A 13,767-nucleotide genomic window follows, 5' to 3' on the forward strand; every position below is an offset into this window, starting at 1 on the left:
GGGCGCGCGAACCAATGCTGGCCGTAGGCTGGGTGGGTGAGTTCCAGTGAGTTCCCCGTCACGCCTGCGGGCCGCGCCGACGACACCCCCGACACCGCGGATGCCGGTGCGACGGACAGTGGCGTGCCCGTACTTCGTGACCCTGTCCTCGTCGCCGCCTTCGAGGGCTGGAACGACGCCGGCGACGCCGCCAGCGGAGCCGTCGAGCACCTCGAGTTGACCTGGGACGCCCAGCCGCTCGCCGAGCTGGACTCCGAGGAATACTACGACTACCAGGTCAATCGACCCACGGTGCGGCAGGTCGACGGTGTCACCCGGGAGATCGTGTGGCCCGCCACCCGCCTGTCGGTGTGCTCGCCTCCCGGCAGCGACCGCGACGTGGTTCTGCTGCGCGGGATCGAACCGAACATGCGCTGGCGCAGCTTCTGCGAGGACCTCCTCGAGCTGATCGATCAGCTGCAGATCAACACCGTGGTGATCCTCGGGGCACTGCTCGCGGACACCCCGCACACGCGGCCGGTCCCGGTGACGGGCAGCGCGTACAGCAGCGAGGCCGCCGAGCGGTTCAAGCTCGAACAGACCCGCTACGAGGGGCCGACCGGGATCACCGGGGTGCTGCAGGACGCGTGCGTCCGGGCCGGTGTGCCTGCCGTGTCGTTCTGGGCGGCCGTGCCCCACTACGTGTCCCAGCCGCCGAATCCGAAGGCCACGGTGGCGCTGCTGCAACGCGTCGAGGATGTCCTGGACATCGAGGTGCCCCTCGGGGAACTCCCGGCCCAGGCCGACGACTGGCAGGAAGCGGTCACCGAGATGACCGCGGACGACGAGGAGATCGGCGAGTACGTCCGCTCACTCGAGGAGCGCGGCGACGCCGAGACCGACATCTCCGACGCCATCTCGAAGATCGACGGTGACGCGCTGGCGGCCGAGTTCGAGCGGTATCTCCGCAGGCGTGGGCCCGGCAGCTTCGGGCTGTGACGAAGAACTCATCCGAGTCGCTTCGTTCCTCACTCCAGCGCACGGCGCTCTACGCCGGCGGTTTCCTCGGTCCGTTCGGCGGCGGGGTCGTCGCCTCGATCCTTCCCGAGATCGGTGACGACCTCGGCGTGAGTGCGTCCGCCGCGGCCGGCTCGCTGACGGCGTACCTGCTGCCGTTCGCGTTGCTGATGCTGGTGTCGGGCACGCTGGGCGCCCGGTGGGGGCAGACGCGGACCGTGCGGATCGCGTACGGGGTCTACCTGCTGTCGTCGCTGGCGTGTTTCGTGGCGCCGACGCTGCCGCTCTTCCTCGGCGCCCGCGTGCTCCAGGGGTGTTCGAACTCGTTCACGACGCCGCTGCTGCTGGCGGCGCTCGCCGCCTCGACACCGAAGAAACATCTCGGCCGGGCGCTGGGGATCTTCGGCGCCTTCCAGGCCGCGGGACAGTCGAGCGCGCCGCTCGTCGGCGGGCTGGCGGCGGAGGTCGACTGGCGTCTCTCGTTCCTCGTCATCGCCCTCGTGGCCGCGGTGCTGGGTCTGGTCGGTGTTCCCGACAGTGCTCCCGCCGAGCCGGGGGCACCGCGCCCACGACTGCGCGACGCCCTCACCCCGTCGGTGCTGAGAATCGGGGTGGTCGCACTCCTCGGCTGGGGCGCGCTCGGTGGGCTGAGCTTCCTGGTGGCGTTCCGCGCCGAAGACGTCTTCGGGCTGAGCCCGACCCAGCGTGGGCTGCTGCTCACCGGGTTCGGCGTCGCCGGCATCCTCACCGCACGCTTCGTCGGCGGTGTCATCGACAAGATCGGGGCCCGGGCGGCCGTCCTGATCGGCGCGTTCGGCGGGGCGATTCTCGTCGCGGTCGCCGGGACCGTGTCCCTCCTCGCGGTCGCGGCCGTGGCGTGGTTCGCGGCCGGAATCGCCGGTCAGTTCATCCTGGTGGGGGTCAACGCCGCCGTGCTGGGTTCGCCGGGCCCGAACCGGGGCGGCGCGGTGTCCGTCGTGCAGGCGCTGCGATTCATGGGCAACGCGCTCGCCCCGATCACCCTCACCCCGGTGTACTCGGTGTCGCCCGCGGCCGGTTTCCTGCTGCCCGCCCTGCTCCTCGCCGTGCTGGCCCCGCTGCTCATGCCCCGCGACCGCGCACCTGCCTGACATGACTTCCGGGAGGGCTGTGAGGTGTTCCTGATTCCCACGTAACGTGCGCGCAGCCGTTACGACACTCCCGGGGCGGAGCCTCGACGCATGGCCAACACTCCGAGTTCGAGCAAGCTGCTGGTCGTCGGCAACGGTATGGCCGGCGCACGCACCGTCGAGGAGATCCTGAACCGTGGCGGCGGCGAGCGTTTCGAGATCACCATGATCGGCGACGAGCCGTACGGCAACTACAACCGGATCATGCTCTCGCACGTGCTGTCCGGGGAGGCGGCCGTCGACGACGAGGACCTCATCCTCAACCCCATGGGCTGGTACACCGCCAACGGCGTCAAACTCCACGCCGGCGACCGCGCGGTCGCACTCGACCGGTTCGCGAAGACGGTCACGTGTGAGAGCGGCCGCGTCGTCGACTACGACGTGCTCATCATCGCCACGGGAAGCAACACGTTCTTCCCCAACATGGACGGGTTGCGGGAGCACGACGGGCGCCTGGCCCGTGGGGTGTTCGGATTCCGGAACATCGCCGACACCAACGGCATGCTGCAGATGGCGCAGGCCCGCGACGACGTGTCCGCGGTGGTGATCGGCGGCGGTCTGCTCGGCCTGGAGGCCGCGTACGGGCTGCGCACTCAGGGTCTCACCGTCAACGTCGTGCATTCCCCCGGGCACCTGATGAACCAGCAGCTCGACGAACGCGGCGGCAGTGTCCTGCGCGCCGAGATCGAGAAACTCGGTGTCGGCGTCCATACCTCGATGCGGACCACCGCCGTGCTGCGCGACGACGCGGGCCTGGTGACCGGGGTGTCGTTCGTCGACGGCTCCACCCTGGACGCCGACATGGTCGTCGTCACCGCCGGAATCCGGCCCAATACCGAACTCGCGCGGGCCGCCGGGCTCGTGGTCGAACGCGGCGTCGTGGTGGACGACCAGATGCGCTGCGAGGACGAGGGTTCCGTGTACGCCGTCGGCGAGTGCGCACAGCACCGCGGGGAGACCTACGGCCTCGTCGCCCCGGTGTGGGAGCAGTCGGTCATCCTCGCCGAAGTCCTCACCGGCTCCAATCCCGAAGCGGCGTACATCGGTTCGCGCACCACCACCAAACTGAAGGTCGCCGGTGTCGACGTGGCCGCGATGGGAGTCAAGGGACCCGAGACGGCGGACGACGAGTTCGTCCAGTACTACGAACCGCGCAGCGGCACGTACAAGAGCCTCGTCGTCCGCGACGGCAAGCTGATCGGCGCCACCCTGATGGGCGACATCAGCAAGGCTGGATTCCTCACGCAGGCGTTCGACGGCAAAGTGCCGCTGCCCGAGGAGCGGATCAGCATGCTCTTCGACGTCGGAGCCCCGAGCGCCGCGACGAGTGTCGCCGATCTCCCCGACGACCTGCAGGTGTGCAACTGCAATGGTGTGAGCAAGGGCGATCTGGTGGCGTGCGTCCATTCCGGCGCCAAGACACTCACCGACGTCTGCGCCCAGACCCGGGCCGGAAAGGGCTGCGGCTCGTGCAAGGGTCTCGTCGCCGACATCGTGGCCTGCGCCGCGGGCGGCGAACTCGAGGCCGACCCCTCCGCAGACTGGTATGTGCCCTGCATCCCGATGACGAAACCCGAACTCATCGCGACCATCCGGGAACGCGACCTCCGCGCCGTGTCCCAGGTGTTCGCCGAGCTCGCGACGGACGCGAAGGAGGACGCGTCCGCGAAGATGCCCCTGGCCTCGCTGCTCCGCACCATCTGGGGTCCCGACTGGGTGGACGAGCGCGGCGCGCTGTTCATCAACGACCGCGTGCACGCCAACATCCAGCGCGACGGCACGTTCTCGGTGGTCCCGCAGATGAAGGGCGGCGTCACCACGCCAGAGCAACTCCGCAAGATCGCCGACGTGGCCGACAAGTACGGCGTGCCGCTCGTGAAGGTCACCGGCGGGCAGCGCATCGACCTCCTCGGCATCAAGAAGGAGGATCTCCCCAAGGTGTGGGGTGACCTCGACATGCCGTCCGGGTTCGCCTACGGCAAGAGCATGCGCACGGTGAAGACGTGCGTCGGAACCGATTTCTGCCGCTACGGTCTCGGCGATTCGACGAGCCTCGGCATTGCGCTCGAGGAGAGGTTCCAGGGCCTGGAGACGCCCGCGAAGTTGAAACTCGCGGTCGCCGGGTGCCCACGGAACTGCTCGGAGGCCCTGTGCAAGGACTTCGGGGTGGTCGCGGTCGGCGACGGCCGGTGGGAAATCTACGTCGGCGGCGCCGCCGGAGCGCACATCCGCAAGGGCGATCTGCTGGCGACGGTCGAATCCCCTGACGCCGTCGTGGAACTCGGCGGACGGTTCATCCAGTACTACCGCGAGAACGCGAAATGGCTCGAACGCACGTACGACTTCGTGCCGCGGGTGGGACTCGAACATCTTCAGGCGCTACTGGTCCGAGACGAGGAGGACATCGTGACGGGATTGGACGAGCGGATCCAGACGGCGGTGGACGGCTACCGGGATCCCTGGAAGGAGCGCAGCGCGCCGAAATCGCCCGCACAGTTCGCTCCGTCGCTCCCACTGCTGCCGCTTCCCCAGGTGCCGGTCCGATGACCGCCCTGATCGAGGGGCCTTCCGAGGTCGCGGTGGGGCCGGTCAGCGACCTGACGCCCGGCGAAGGCCGGACGTACGTCGTGCAGAACCGTCAGGTGGCCGTATTCCTGTTGTCGGACGGCACCGTTCGGGCGATGGATGCGGTGTGCCCGCACAAGGGCGGTCCCCTCGCCGACGGACAGATCGACGCCACCGGCGTGATGTGCCCGCTCCACCAGTACGCGTTCGCCTTCGACACGGGCGCCTGCGCATCCGAGGGTGTGGGCACGGTCCGCACCTACGCCGCCTCGGTTCGCGAGGGGTCGGTCGTCGTGCACGTGTGAGTGGCCAGTCACCAGTGCTCTGCCCTGATACGGCGTGCCTTTCGGGAAAGTCTCGGCACCGCTGTCATCATGAGCTCAATGCTGCAGCTGAAGGGGCGCGTCGCATGGACAGATCGCTGGTCGAGTGAATACCGTCGCGAGTCCGGAACGGCGACGCCGATCCGGTAACCGCCCTCCGGTCGGTGTCCAGCCGGCCGAGACGAGGTTCCGCGCGGACATCGAGGGTCTACGGGCCGTCGCCGTGCTGGCCGTGGTTCTCTTTCACGCGGGCGTGCCCGGAATCGACGGAGGTTTCGTCGGTGTCGACATCTTCTTCGTCGTCTCGGGGTTTCTCATCACCGGGCTGCTGTGGCGGAACGTCGCGAGCAGCGGCCGCGTGGGGTTGGCCGAGTTCTACGGTGCCCGGGCCCGCAGGCTCCTGCCCGCCGGGTGCATCGTGCTGGTGGCCACTGCGATCGGCTCGGCCCTGCTCCTGCCCCCTCTGCAGGCCCGCGCGGTCCTCGGTGACGGGGTCGCCAGTGCGCTCTACGTCGGTAACTACCGGTTCGCGCTGCACGGCACCGACTATCTGGCCGCCGACGCGCCCCCGTCACCGTTCCAGCACTACTGGTCGCTCGGCGTGGAAGAGCAGTTCTACCTGCTGTGGCCGGCGCTGATCATCGGGGTCGCCTGGCTCGTCCGGCGCAGGACACGGCGCCTCGACGCGGACGAAACACCGTCGACGACCCCGTATCTGATCGTGCTCGCCGTGGTCGCCGCAGTGTCGTTTGCGGTCTCACTCGACTGGACCCGGACCCTGCCGCCGTGGGCGTTCTTCTCGTTGCCCGCCCGCGGCTGGGAACTGGCCGCAGGCGGGTTGGTCGCCCTGTCGGTTCGGCACTGGCAGCGGCTGCCGTCGGTGGTTGCCGCCGCAGCCGGCTGGACGGGTTTCGCACTGATCGTGGTCGCCTGTTTCCGACTCGACGAGACGACGCCCTACCCCGGAACCGCCGCGCTGGTTCCGGTCGTCGGCACGGTGCTGGTGATCGGGGCGGGGTGTGCCGCACCCCGGCTGGGGGTCGGGCGGAGCCTGTCGCTGCCACCGATGCGGGCGGTCGGGCGGGTGTCCTATTCCTGGTACCTGTGGCACTGGCCGGTGCTGCTGCTCGCGCCGATCGTGCTCGGCCGCTCGCTCGACCTCACCGATCGTCTGGCGATGGTCATGGTGTCCGCGGGTCTGGCCGGACTGACACTGGTCCTGGTCGAGAATCCCGTCCGCTTCGCTGCTCCGCTGCGTCGTTCGGCCTCGCGCAGCCTCGTGCTCGGCGGCGCCGTCACCGCCATCGCAGTGTGTGCGGCACTGGTGTTGCTGATCACGCGGCCGGTTCCGGTCGGACACGGAGCCGCGGCCACAGCCCTCACCGTCTCTGCGCCGGCCGAATCGGCGCCTACCGCAGTCGATCCGCGTGACGCGGCGGTGCACGACATGACCGCGCAGGTGCAGGCGGCTGTCGCGGAATCGGCAGGGCTGCAAGCGGTCCCGTCGAATCTGTCTCCACCACTCGCCGACGCGCCGGCAGACAAGCCGGAGGTGTTCGTCAACGGCTGTGTGCGGTCGTGGCTCGAAGTGGGTCAGGGCGAGTGTGCGACGGGGGACGTGGCGTCTCCGACGACGGTGGCGCTGGTCGGCGATTCGCATGCCGCGATGTGGGCCCCGGCGTTCGAATCGGCCGCCGAGCAGAATCATTGGCGGCTCGAGACGATGGGCAAGGTCACCTGCCCGCTTCTCGACCTCCCACTCACCAGCCCCTACCTCGGGCGGGAATACACCGAGTGCGAGCAGTGGCGCGGCGAGATCGTCGATCGGCTGCGGACCGAACGGCCCCGGTTGGTGGTGCTGAGCATGTCCCGGCGGTACGGCGCCGATTTCGGTTTCACCGTCTACGGTCAGGCCTGGCTCGACAGCCTGACCCGCCTGGTCACGGAACTGCGGGCCACGGGTGCGGCCGTCCTCGTCCTCGGACCGATTCCGGATCCGCAGTCGACCGTACCGACGTGCCTGTCCGCCCATCTGGACGACGCGACCGCCTGCTCGCCGCCACGGCCGGTCGCGGTGAACGACGCCGGCGTCGTGGCCGAGGCGGTGGCCACCGCGGCAGGCGGCGGGCGGTACGCCGACCTCACCGCCCTGTTCTGCACCGCCGAGCGCTGCCCCGTCATCGTCGGCAACGACCTCGTGTACCGCGACGACAACCACCTGACCCTCGAACACGCTCAGGCACTCTCGCCCGTCGTCGCCGCGGTGGCCGACCGCGCACTCGCACCGGGCTGAGCGGTAGCGAAGGTTCCTGCAACCAATTCCGGTTCGGGTGTCACATTCGGTTCGTGGCCGGTGTCTCATGCCGAGAGCACGACAACCGGAGGAGGAATCATGGCCGGCAATACCCGGATCCCGAAGGCCGAACTGACCGGTATCTACGGCGCGATCGTCAAGCGGATGTCCCGCAAGATGCTCGGCGAGGTGGCCGAGCCGGTCGAGGTCGCGTGGCACAACCGGAAGGTGCTGAACTTCAGCTTCAGCGTCGGTCGCCAGGCACAGAAGTGGGATCAGTGTGACGCGAACCTGAAGTCGTTTGCCCACATGGCGGTGGCCGGCCTGGTCGGCTGCAGCTTCTGCCTGGACTTCGGCTACTTCCAAGCCCACAACGAGGGCCTCGATCTGACCAAGGCATGCGAGGTACCCCGCTGGCGCCGGTCGGACGTGTTCACGCCGCTGGAGCGGGACGTGCTCGAGTACGCCGAAGCGATGACCCAGACCCCGCCGACGGTCACCGACGAAATGTCGGCCAGGCTGCTCGACGCGCTCGGCCCGGCCGCGCTGGTGGAACTGACCGCGTTCATCGCGCTGGCGAACTTCGCGACCCGCACCAACACCGCGTTCGGCATCGAATCACAGGGCTTCGCGACGGCGTGTGGCCTGAAGCCCCTCGCCGCACCCTCGACGACATGAGCGACGTCGAAATGTCAGCCGACGTCGTACGACAGAACGAATTCGTAGCCGCTGTCGCCGGGGCCCGCGATCGACAGGTCCGCGCTGCCGCGTAGGTCGATCAGACCGCCGGTGCCCATACCCGGCACCACCTCGATCCGTGCCGCCACCGACCCCTGGTCCTGGCTGCCGATGTGCTGGAACACGCACGTTCCGTCGTGCCCGCCGATCGAGCCCTCGAAGCGTTCGAGGCCGAGCACCGGCGCGGCATCGGCCTTGTATGCGATCAGGTAGACCACCGTGCTCGTTCCCTCGATGTCCCCGGAGTACGAGTACGCGACGGTCGCTCGGTTGGCACCGCGTGTGGGGTAATAGGTGTCGCCGGCGCTCGTACCTTCGCCGTCGATGTCGACGATCACCGATTCCGACCACGACGCGATGGAGAACTTGCCTCGTGCAGTGTGTGAGTAGCTCATGACACGTGACCCTAGGTACGCGGCAGCGTGGCGTTCTTGAACATTCGCGACACTAGGATGAGCGAATGTCGACTGTGCCAGGACATCCCGAGGCGATCGTCCGCCCGACGGCCGCCGCACCGGGGTTCGAGGTCGAACGGGTCGCTCCCCGAGAGGCTTTGGCCGAGTTCGTCGACTACCACTGGCTGGTGAGGTGGTCGGTGCCGCAGCCCCATCGTCAGCAGGTGGTGCCCCAGCCGCGCGTGCATGTCGCTGCCGAGGACGGACAGTTGCTGGTGCACGGGATCTCCCGGTCGCCGTTCTATCGAACGCTGACAGGGAAGGGCCACGTGCTGGGAGCCGCCTTCCACGCGGGAGGGTTCCGGCCGCTGTTGAAGGGCAGCGTCGGCGCGATCTCGGGAACCGTCCAGCCCGGACGGGATCTGCTCGCCGGTGACGATCGCCCGGTCGCGGAGCGAATCCTCGCCGGCACGGACAGCGCGGAGATGATCGACGCCTTCGAGCGATACCTTCTTCGCACCGATCCGGTTCCGGACCCCACGGGACGGGAGATCACAGCCCTGGTGGGCGACGCCCAGCGCAACCGCGACCTCGTCCGGGCAGACCAGCTCGCCGCACACGCCGGCTGCAGCCTGCGCACCCTGCAACGGCTGTTCACCGAGTACGTCGGCATCGGCCCGAAGTGGGTGATCCAGCGATTCCGCATCCTCGACGCGGCCGGCGCCGCCCACTCGGGCGAGAGGATCGACTGGTCGGCGCTCGCCTACGAACTGGGGTTCAGCGACCAGGCGCACCTGACCCGTGTCTTCACTCACGTGGTCGGGACACCACCGGCCACCTATCAGCGCACGCGCGGCGTGCTGTAGCGCGGCCGGGCTCGGCTCACTTCGCGAAGCCGAGCCCCCGCTCAGCGAGTTCCTCCTCGAGGATTCGGATCGCCTTCGGTCCGACGCCGTGGATCTTCAACAGCTCCTTGGCGGTGACCGTCGTCAGTTGGTCGAAACGCGTATAGCCGTGGGATGCGAGCTCACGACGGGAGACCTTCCCCATGGTCGCCGGAAACTCCGTCTGGCCTGCAGTGTCGGAAGTCGACATGCCTGTCCTCTCTACTCGTTGTGATCGGCGTGCAGGTGGGCACGTTCCCCGTCGTGGTCGAAGATCGTGAGGATCTCCACGGGACCGTCGTGGGCGCCGATGGAGTGCGGCACCATGGTCGAGAACTCCGCTGCGGCGCCCGCTTCGATCAGTATGGTTCGCTCACCGAGCTGCAGGCGGGCTGTCCCCGACAGCACCGTGAACCACTCGTGGCCCGGGTGCACACTCACATGCTCCGGGCCTGCGGGCCGGTCGGAGGTGATGCGCATCTTCGCCACGGTCGCGCCGTGGAGCGCGCGTTCGCGGGACAGCAGCCAGATCGTCAGGCCTCGCGTGTGTTCGGGCTGCGGCCGGATCACCACATCCTCGTCCTCGACGGACTCGACGAGCTGATCGAGCGTGGTGCCGAGGGCCCGCGCGATGGGAACCAGTTGGTCGAGGGCGATCCTGCGGTGGCCGGTTTCGATGCGGCTCAGGGTGGACGGACTGAGAAAGCAGCGCGCGGCCAGCACGTCCAGTGACCAGCCGCGGGCCAGCCGAAGGCCTCGGATGCGTTTACGGATCACGCTGTCCAACCCGACTTCTTGCGTCATAGGCAATAGTGTATGCGTATCGCGCAGTATGTGGCTAGCCTGGAGTAATGACACAGCATTCTCATCACCACGCCCGTCACCACGGCGGGCACACCCGGGATCACGAGGCAGCGCTGGCGGATCTACTGGACCTGGACGGCGAGGTCTTCGGCTCCTACCTGTACCCGGTGGCCGAATGGGTCGGACAGCGCACCGGGGAGACCACGCACCGGGTCGTCGACGTGGGGGCGGGAACGGGAGTCGGCAGCCTGACCCTTGCTCGACAATTCCCCGCGGCCGAGGTGATCGCGATCGACAGATCGGAGGTGATGCTCGAGCGCCTCCGCACGGCCGCGAGCGGGCAGGGACTTGCCGGCCGATTGAGCGTCGTGCGCGCCGATCTGGATGTCGCGTGGCCCGCAGTCGACGCGGCGGACGTCGTGTGGGCGGCCTCCTCGTTGCACGAGGTCGCCGCTCCCGACCGGGTGCTCCGCGACATGTACGGCGCGCTGAACACCGACGGCGTGCTGGTGGTCGTCGAGATGGACGCGCTGCCGCGCCTGTTGCCGGACGACCTCGGCCTGGGCCGCCCGGGCCTGGAGTCGCGCTGCCACGAAGCCTTGGCGCGGTTGGACTGGAACTCACACCCGAACTGGCGGGCCCACGTGGAACGGGCCGGTTTCGTGGACGTCGAGGAGCGCAGTTTCACCAGCGAGGCAACCCCGGCTCCGCCGAGCACCGGACGCTACGCACAGAATTTCCTGCGCCGCATCCGCACCGCGCTCGACGGGCAACTTGCCGCCGACGACCGCGACACTCTCGATCGCCTTCTCTCGGAAGACAACCCCGACAGCGTCCTGCACCGCGGGGACCTGACGGTCCGTGGCAGCCGGACCGTCTGGATTGCCCGTCGCCCCTGAACCCGCCGGTCGGAGTGGAACTCGCCACGCCGTCCCGGCCTTGGGGAATGTTCACGTGGAGGTGGCCAGTGGTGGCGGGATCCGACTACTCGGTGGTGTTGGGAGCCGACCACGATAGTTCGGTCTATTTTTTGGTTCCGTCTCGGACCGATTCAGTAGACTGGCGATGTGCCGAATCAGGAGAACGCCGAATTCGCAGGTAGCGAGCCGAAGGTGCCGTTTCCCAAGCCGGAACGCGACATCGATCTCTACCGCCGGGCGATCGCCACCCTCCAGGCCGCACTCCCCCACGGCTGGACGTTGACGTCCGGAAAGTCCCGCTCCCTCGCCGACGCACCGGAACGATTGCTGGTCGGCGCGCCCAACGGCGAGGTGGCGTCCTTCTCCGTCATCCCCGCCCGAGGGGTGCTCGCGGGCGACGCCGCCCGGTTCGCCGACGGACTGTCCGGATCGGATCGCGGATTCGTCTGTGCCCGTTATCTTTCCGAGCCGGTTCGTCGACAACTCGACGCCAGGGGCCTCTCCTACGCCGATGCGACGGGCAACACCTCCCTTGCCGCGGACCGGCCTGCGATCTGGGTGCGCGACCGGGGCGCGGACGCCGACCCATGGCGCGGCCCCGGCCGCCCGGCCGCGCAGCTGACCGGCGATCCCGCCGCCCGGGTCGTGCGTGCCCTCGCCGATCATTCGGGTCAGCTGACGGTCCCCGAACTCGTCCGGCTGTCCGGCGCGTCCACCGGCGCGACCTATCGGGTGGTCGAAACCCTCGAAGAACGCGATCTGCTCGAACGACTTCCCCGTGGTCCCATCACCAGCGTCCAGTGGCAGCCGATGCTGCGCGCCTGGAGCAGCGACTCCAGTTTCAAGGACTGCCCCACCGTCGGCTACTTCGCACCCGAGGGCGTGCAGTCGTTCGTCGCGAAACTCGCGAGAGTCTCCGGCCACCTCTATGCGGTGACCGGATCACTCGCCGCCGCGGCGTTCGTCGAGTACGCGCCGGCGCACCAGGTCCAGATCTACGCAGACCACGGCGAGGCGCTGGCCGGCGCACTCGAGCTACGCCCCGTCGATCAGGGCGCCAACGTCCTCGTCGCCACTCCCCGATCGGCTGCGGTCTTCGAGCGCACCCTCTTCCGCGACAACGTCCGCTTGGTCGCCCCCGCGCAGGCCTTCGCGGATCTTCTCGCCGGCACCGGTCGCCATCCGCAGGAGGCGGAGCACCTCCTCGACTGGATGACCGAGAACGTGACCGAGTGGAGAACGGCCCTCGGCGCACCGACGGTTACCTGACGGATCGCACGCCACGAGCGAAAACGACCCGACTGTGCGCAACACGACCACGCCACGCCGCGCGTGATGGCGCGCACAAGCGCGCTCGGGTAGCAGGATGTACATCTTGTGGCCTCACCGAGCGAATCGGAACGGGCCTGACGGAAGTCGCAATCCGTTCGTGAAACGAATAGAGGTACTTGCATGTCCATGGGAGTCGGGCTCAGGATCGGCAGTGTCGTGTCCACCGCCGTGGTGGCGTCGAACGATCCAGGATCCCCGGATCCGGTCGTCATCGTCCGGGACACCGTCCTGCACATGTGTCCGGACGGCACCGCAATTCTCGGCGGGTCGGCGCCGCACACGATCGGCGAAACCCACACCGTGTCGGGGTTCCTTCCCCGCGTCGGCGACCCGGCCGGTGTCGCGGTAGGCGACGGATCACGGTACCGCGCCGAAGACCTGGTCGCCGGCGCGATGCGATGCCTGCTCCGGGAGTGCGAGCCTCTCCCCGACCACGGCGGCCGGACCGGCGGTGCCCCCGACATCATGGCCACCTACCCCACCCGCTGGGACTCGGCCGCCGTCGCGGCGCTGCGCGACGCACTGGACTACGCCGACATGTCCTACCTGTCCCTCGTCTCGGACGCCGAAGCCGCCGCGGCCTGGTTCGAATCCGAGATCGCGGAGCGTCCCGGGCAGTTGGTCGGCATCTATCACGTCGACGACACCGGCGCGACTGTCGCGCTGATCCGCTCGGGCGTCGAGGCAGGCAAGGCGTTCCGCTTCTCCTCGGGGGGCTCCCCCACGGCCCAGATCGCCACCGCGCTCGGTGCGTTCGGCTGGCTGCCCAGCAACCTCGATGCCGTGGTCGTGACGGGCGACGGGCTGATCGCGCGGGACTCCGCGACCGTTCACGGGTTCGCGACCACGGTCGGTGAGAAGTTCGGTGTGCGGTGTGTCGTCGGCCCAGGACCCGAGCAGACCGCAGCGCTCGGTGCCGCCATCCGCGCCGCCGGGTTCAACCCGACCACCCACAAGGTCACCCCGATCGGCCTGCCGCCGTCGTACGACGTCACCGAGGTGATCGACGCCGTGGTCGGCGAGCCCGTCCCCTCTGGTCCCGCAACCCCGAGCCGGCCGGCGACGCGCGCGCACAACCCCGCGTCCGCCGCAGCGGTCGGCGCGTCCCCCGCGCGGGTGTCGGGCGGAACAGCCGTGGCCGCTCCGCCGGAACCTCGCGCCGTCGCGCAGTCCGGGGACGAATCCACCGCCGACTCGACGTCCCGGGCGTCCTGGCTCGTCGCTGCAGCGGTCGGGCTGGCTCTCGTGCTGGTGGCGATCGCCTTCGTGCTGTTCGTCCTCTGAATGCCTGCCCGCCTTCATCGGTGCAGCGGTGGGGTGAGGCGGGCCGATCGTGACGATGGAACAT

The 13,767-nt window shown here is 68.9% G+C and carries 13 protein-coding genes; 10 read left to right on the top strand and 3 right to left on the bottom strand.

Annotated features, from left to right (window positions below; all coding sequences use genetic code 11):
* Window positions 1-36 precede the first annotated feature (36 nt).
* From AZG88_RS47875 to AZG88_RS47900, 6 genes are all read left to right on the top strand, one after another.
* Complete coding sequence (locus AZG88_RS47875; protein ID WP_005243029.1) at window positions 37-978, top strand: PAC2 family protein; 942 nt, start codon at window positions 37-39, stop codon at window positions 976-978.
* Entirely contained in the window at window positions 975-2,126 is a 1,152-nt protein-coding gene (locus tag AZG88_RS47880; RefSeq protein ID WP_005243030.1) for an MFS transporter, read from the top strand. The genes AZG88_RS47875 and AZG88_RS47880 overlap by 4 nt, the downstream gene beginning before the upstream one ends.
* 90 nt (window positions 2,127-2,216) lie before the next feature.
* Complete coding sequence (nirB, locus tag AZG88_RS47885; protein ID WP_005243031.1) at window positions 2,217-4,712, top strand: nitrite reductase large subunit NirB; 2,496 nt, start codon at window positions 2,217-2,219, stop codon at window positions 4,710-4,712.
* Complete coding sequence (locus AZG88_RS47890; protein ID WP_025432820.1) at window positions 4,709-5,035, top strand: Rieske (2Fe-2S) protein; 327 nt, start codon at window positions 4,709-4,711, stop codon at window positions 5,033-5,035. The genes nirB and AZG88_RS47890 overlap by 4 nt, the downstream gene beginning before the upstream one ends.
* Window positions 5,036-5,159: 124 nt before the next feature.
* Complete coding sequence (locus AZG88_RS47895; protein ID WP_061701481.1) at window positions 5,160-7,346, top strand: acyltransferase family protein; 2,187 nt, start codon at window positions 5,160-5,162, stop codon at window positions 7,344-7,346.
* Between the two features lie 99 nt (window positions 7,347-7,445).
* Window positions 7,446-8,024, top strand: coding sequence for a carboxymuconolactone decarboxylase family protein (locus AZG88_RS47900; protein ID WP_005243036.1), 579 nt, complete (start codon window positions 7,446-7,448; stop codon window positions 8,022-8,024).
* 14 nt (window positions 8,025-8,038) lie between these two features.
* Here the strand turns inward: AZG88_RS47900 and AZG88_RS47905 are convergent, their stop codons facing one another.
* Complete coding sequence (locus AZG88_RS47905; RefSeq protein ID WP_025432821.1) at window positions 8,039-8,479, bottom strand: DUF3224 domain-containing protein; 441 nt, start codon at window positions 8,477-8,479, stop codon at window positions 8,039-8,041.
* A 65-nt stretch (window positions 8,480-8,544) separates the two neighbouring features.
* Between AZG88_RS47905 and AZG88_RS47910 the strand changes: the two genes are divergently transcribed.
* Entirely contained in the window at window positions 8,545-9,345 is an 801-nt protein-coding gene (locus AZG88_RS47910) for a helix-turn-helix domain-containing protein (protein WP_061701482.1), read from the top strand.
* Window positions 9,346-9,361: 16 nt separating this feature from the next.
* On the opposite strand, the gene AZG88_RS47915 is transcribed toward AZG88_RS47910, so the two are convergent.
* Together AZG88_RS47915 and AZG88_RS47920 are read right to left on the bottom strand one after the other, a co-directional pair.
* The gene (locus AZG88_RS47915) at window positions 9,362-9,574 is read right to left on the bottom strand and encodes a hypothetical protein (protein ID WP_005243042.1); all 213 of its coding nucleotides are present in this window, start codon (window positions 9,572-9,574) and stop codon (window positions 9,362-9,364) included.
* 11 nt (window positions 9,575-9,585) lie between these two features.
* Window positions 9,586-10,167 carry a helix-turn-helix domain-containing protein gene (locus tag AZG88_RS47920; protein ID WP_061701483.1) on the bottom strand — a complete coding sequence of 194 codons (582 nt, stop codon included), beginning with the start codon at window positions 10,165-10,167 and terminating at the stop codon, window positions 9,586-9,588.
* A gap of 47 nt (window positions 10,168-10,214) precedes the next feature.
* Between AZG88_RS47920 and AZG88_RS47925 the strand changes: the two genes are divergently transcribed.
* The 3 genes from AZG88_RS47925 (at window position 10,215) to AZG88_RS47935 (ending at window position 13,703) form a co-directional block, all read left to right on the top strand.
* Window positions 10,215-11,066 (top strand): class I SAM-dependent methyltransferase, encoded by an 852-nt coding sequence (locus tag AZG88_RS47925; RefSeq protein WP_005243046.1) that lies wholly within the window; start codon window positions 10,215-10,217, stop codon window positions 11,064-11,066.
* A gap of 168 nt (window positions 11,067-11,234) precedes the next feature.
* On the top strand, window positions 11,235-12,356 hold the full coding sequence (locus AZG88_RS47930) for a helix-turn-helix domain-containing protein (protein WP_061701484.1): 1,122 nt from the start codon (window positions 11,235-11,237) through the stop codon (window positions 12,354-12,356).
* 183 nt (window positions 12,357-12,539) lie between these two features.
* Complete coding sequence (locus AZG88_RS47935; protein ID WP_061701485.1) at window positions 12,540-13,703, top strand: hypothetical protein; 1,164 nt, start codon at window positions 12,540-12,542, stop codon at window positions 13,701-13,703.
* The last annotated feature ends 64 nt before the right edge of the window (window positions 13,704-13,767 follow it).

Source organism: Rhodococcus sp. LB1 (assembly GCF_001583455.1).
Taxonomy (GTDB): Bacteria; Actinomycetota; Actinomycetes; order Mycobacteriales; family Mycobacteriaceae; genus Rhodococcus_F; species Rhodococcus_F opacus.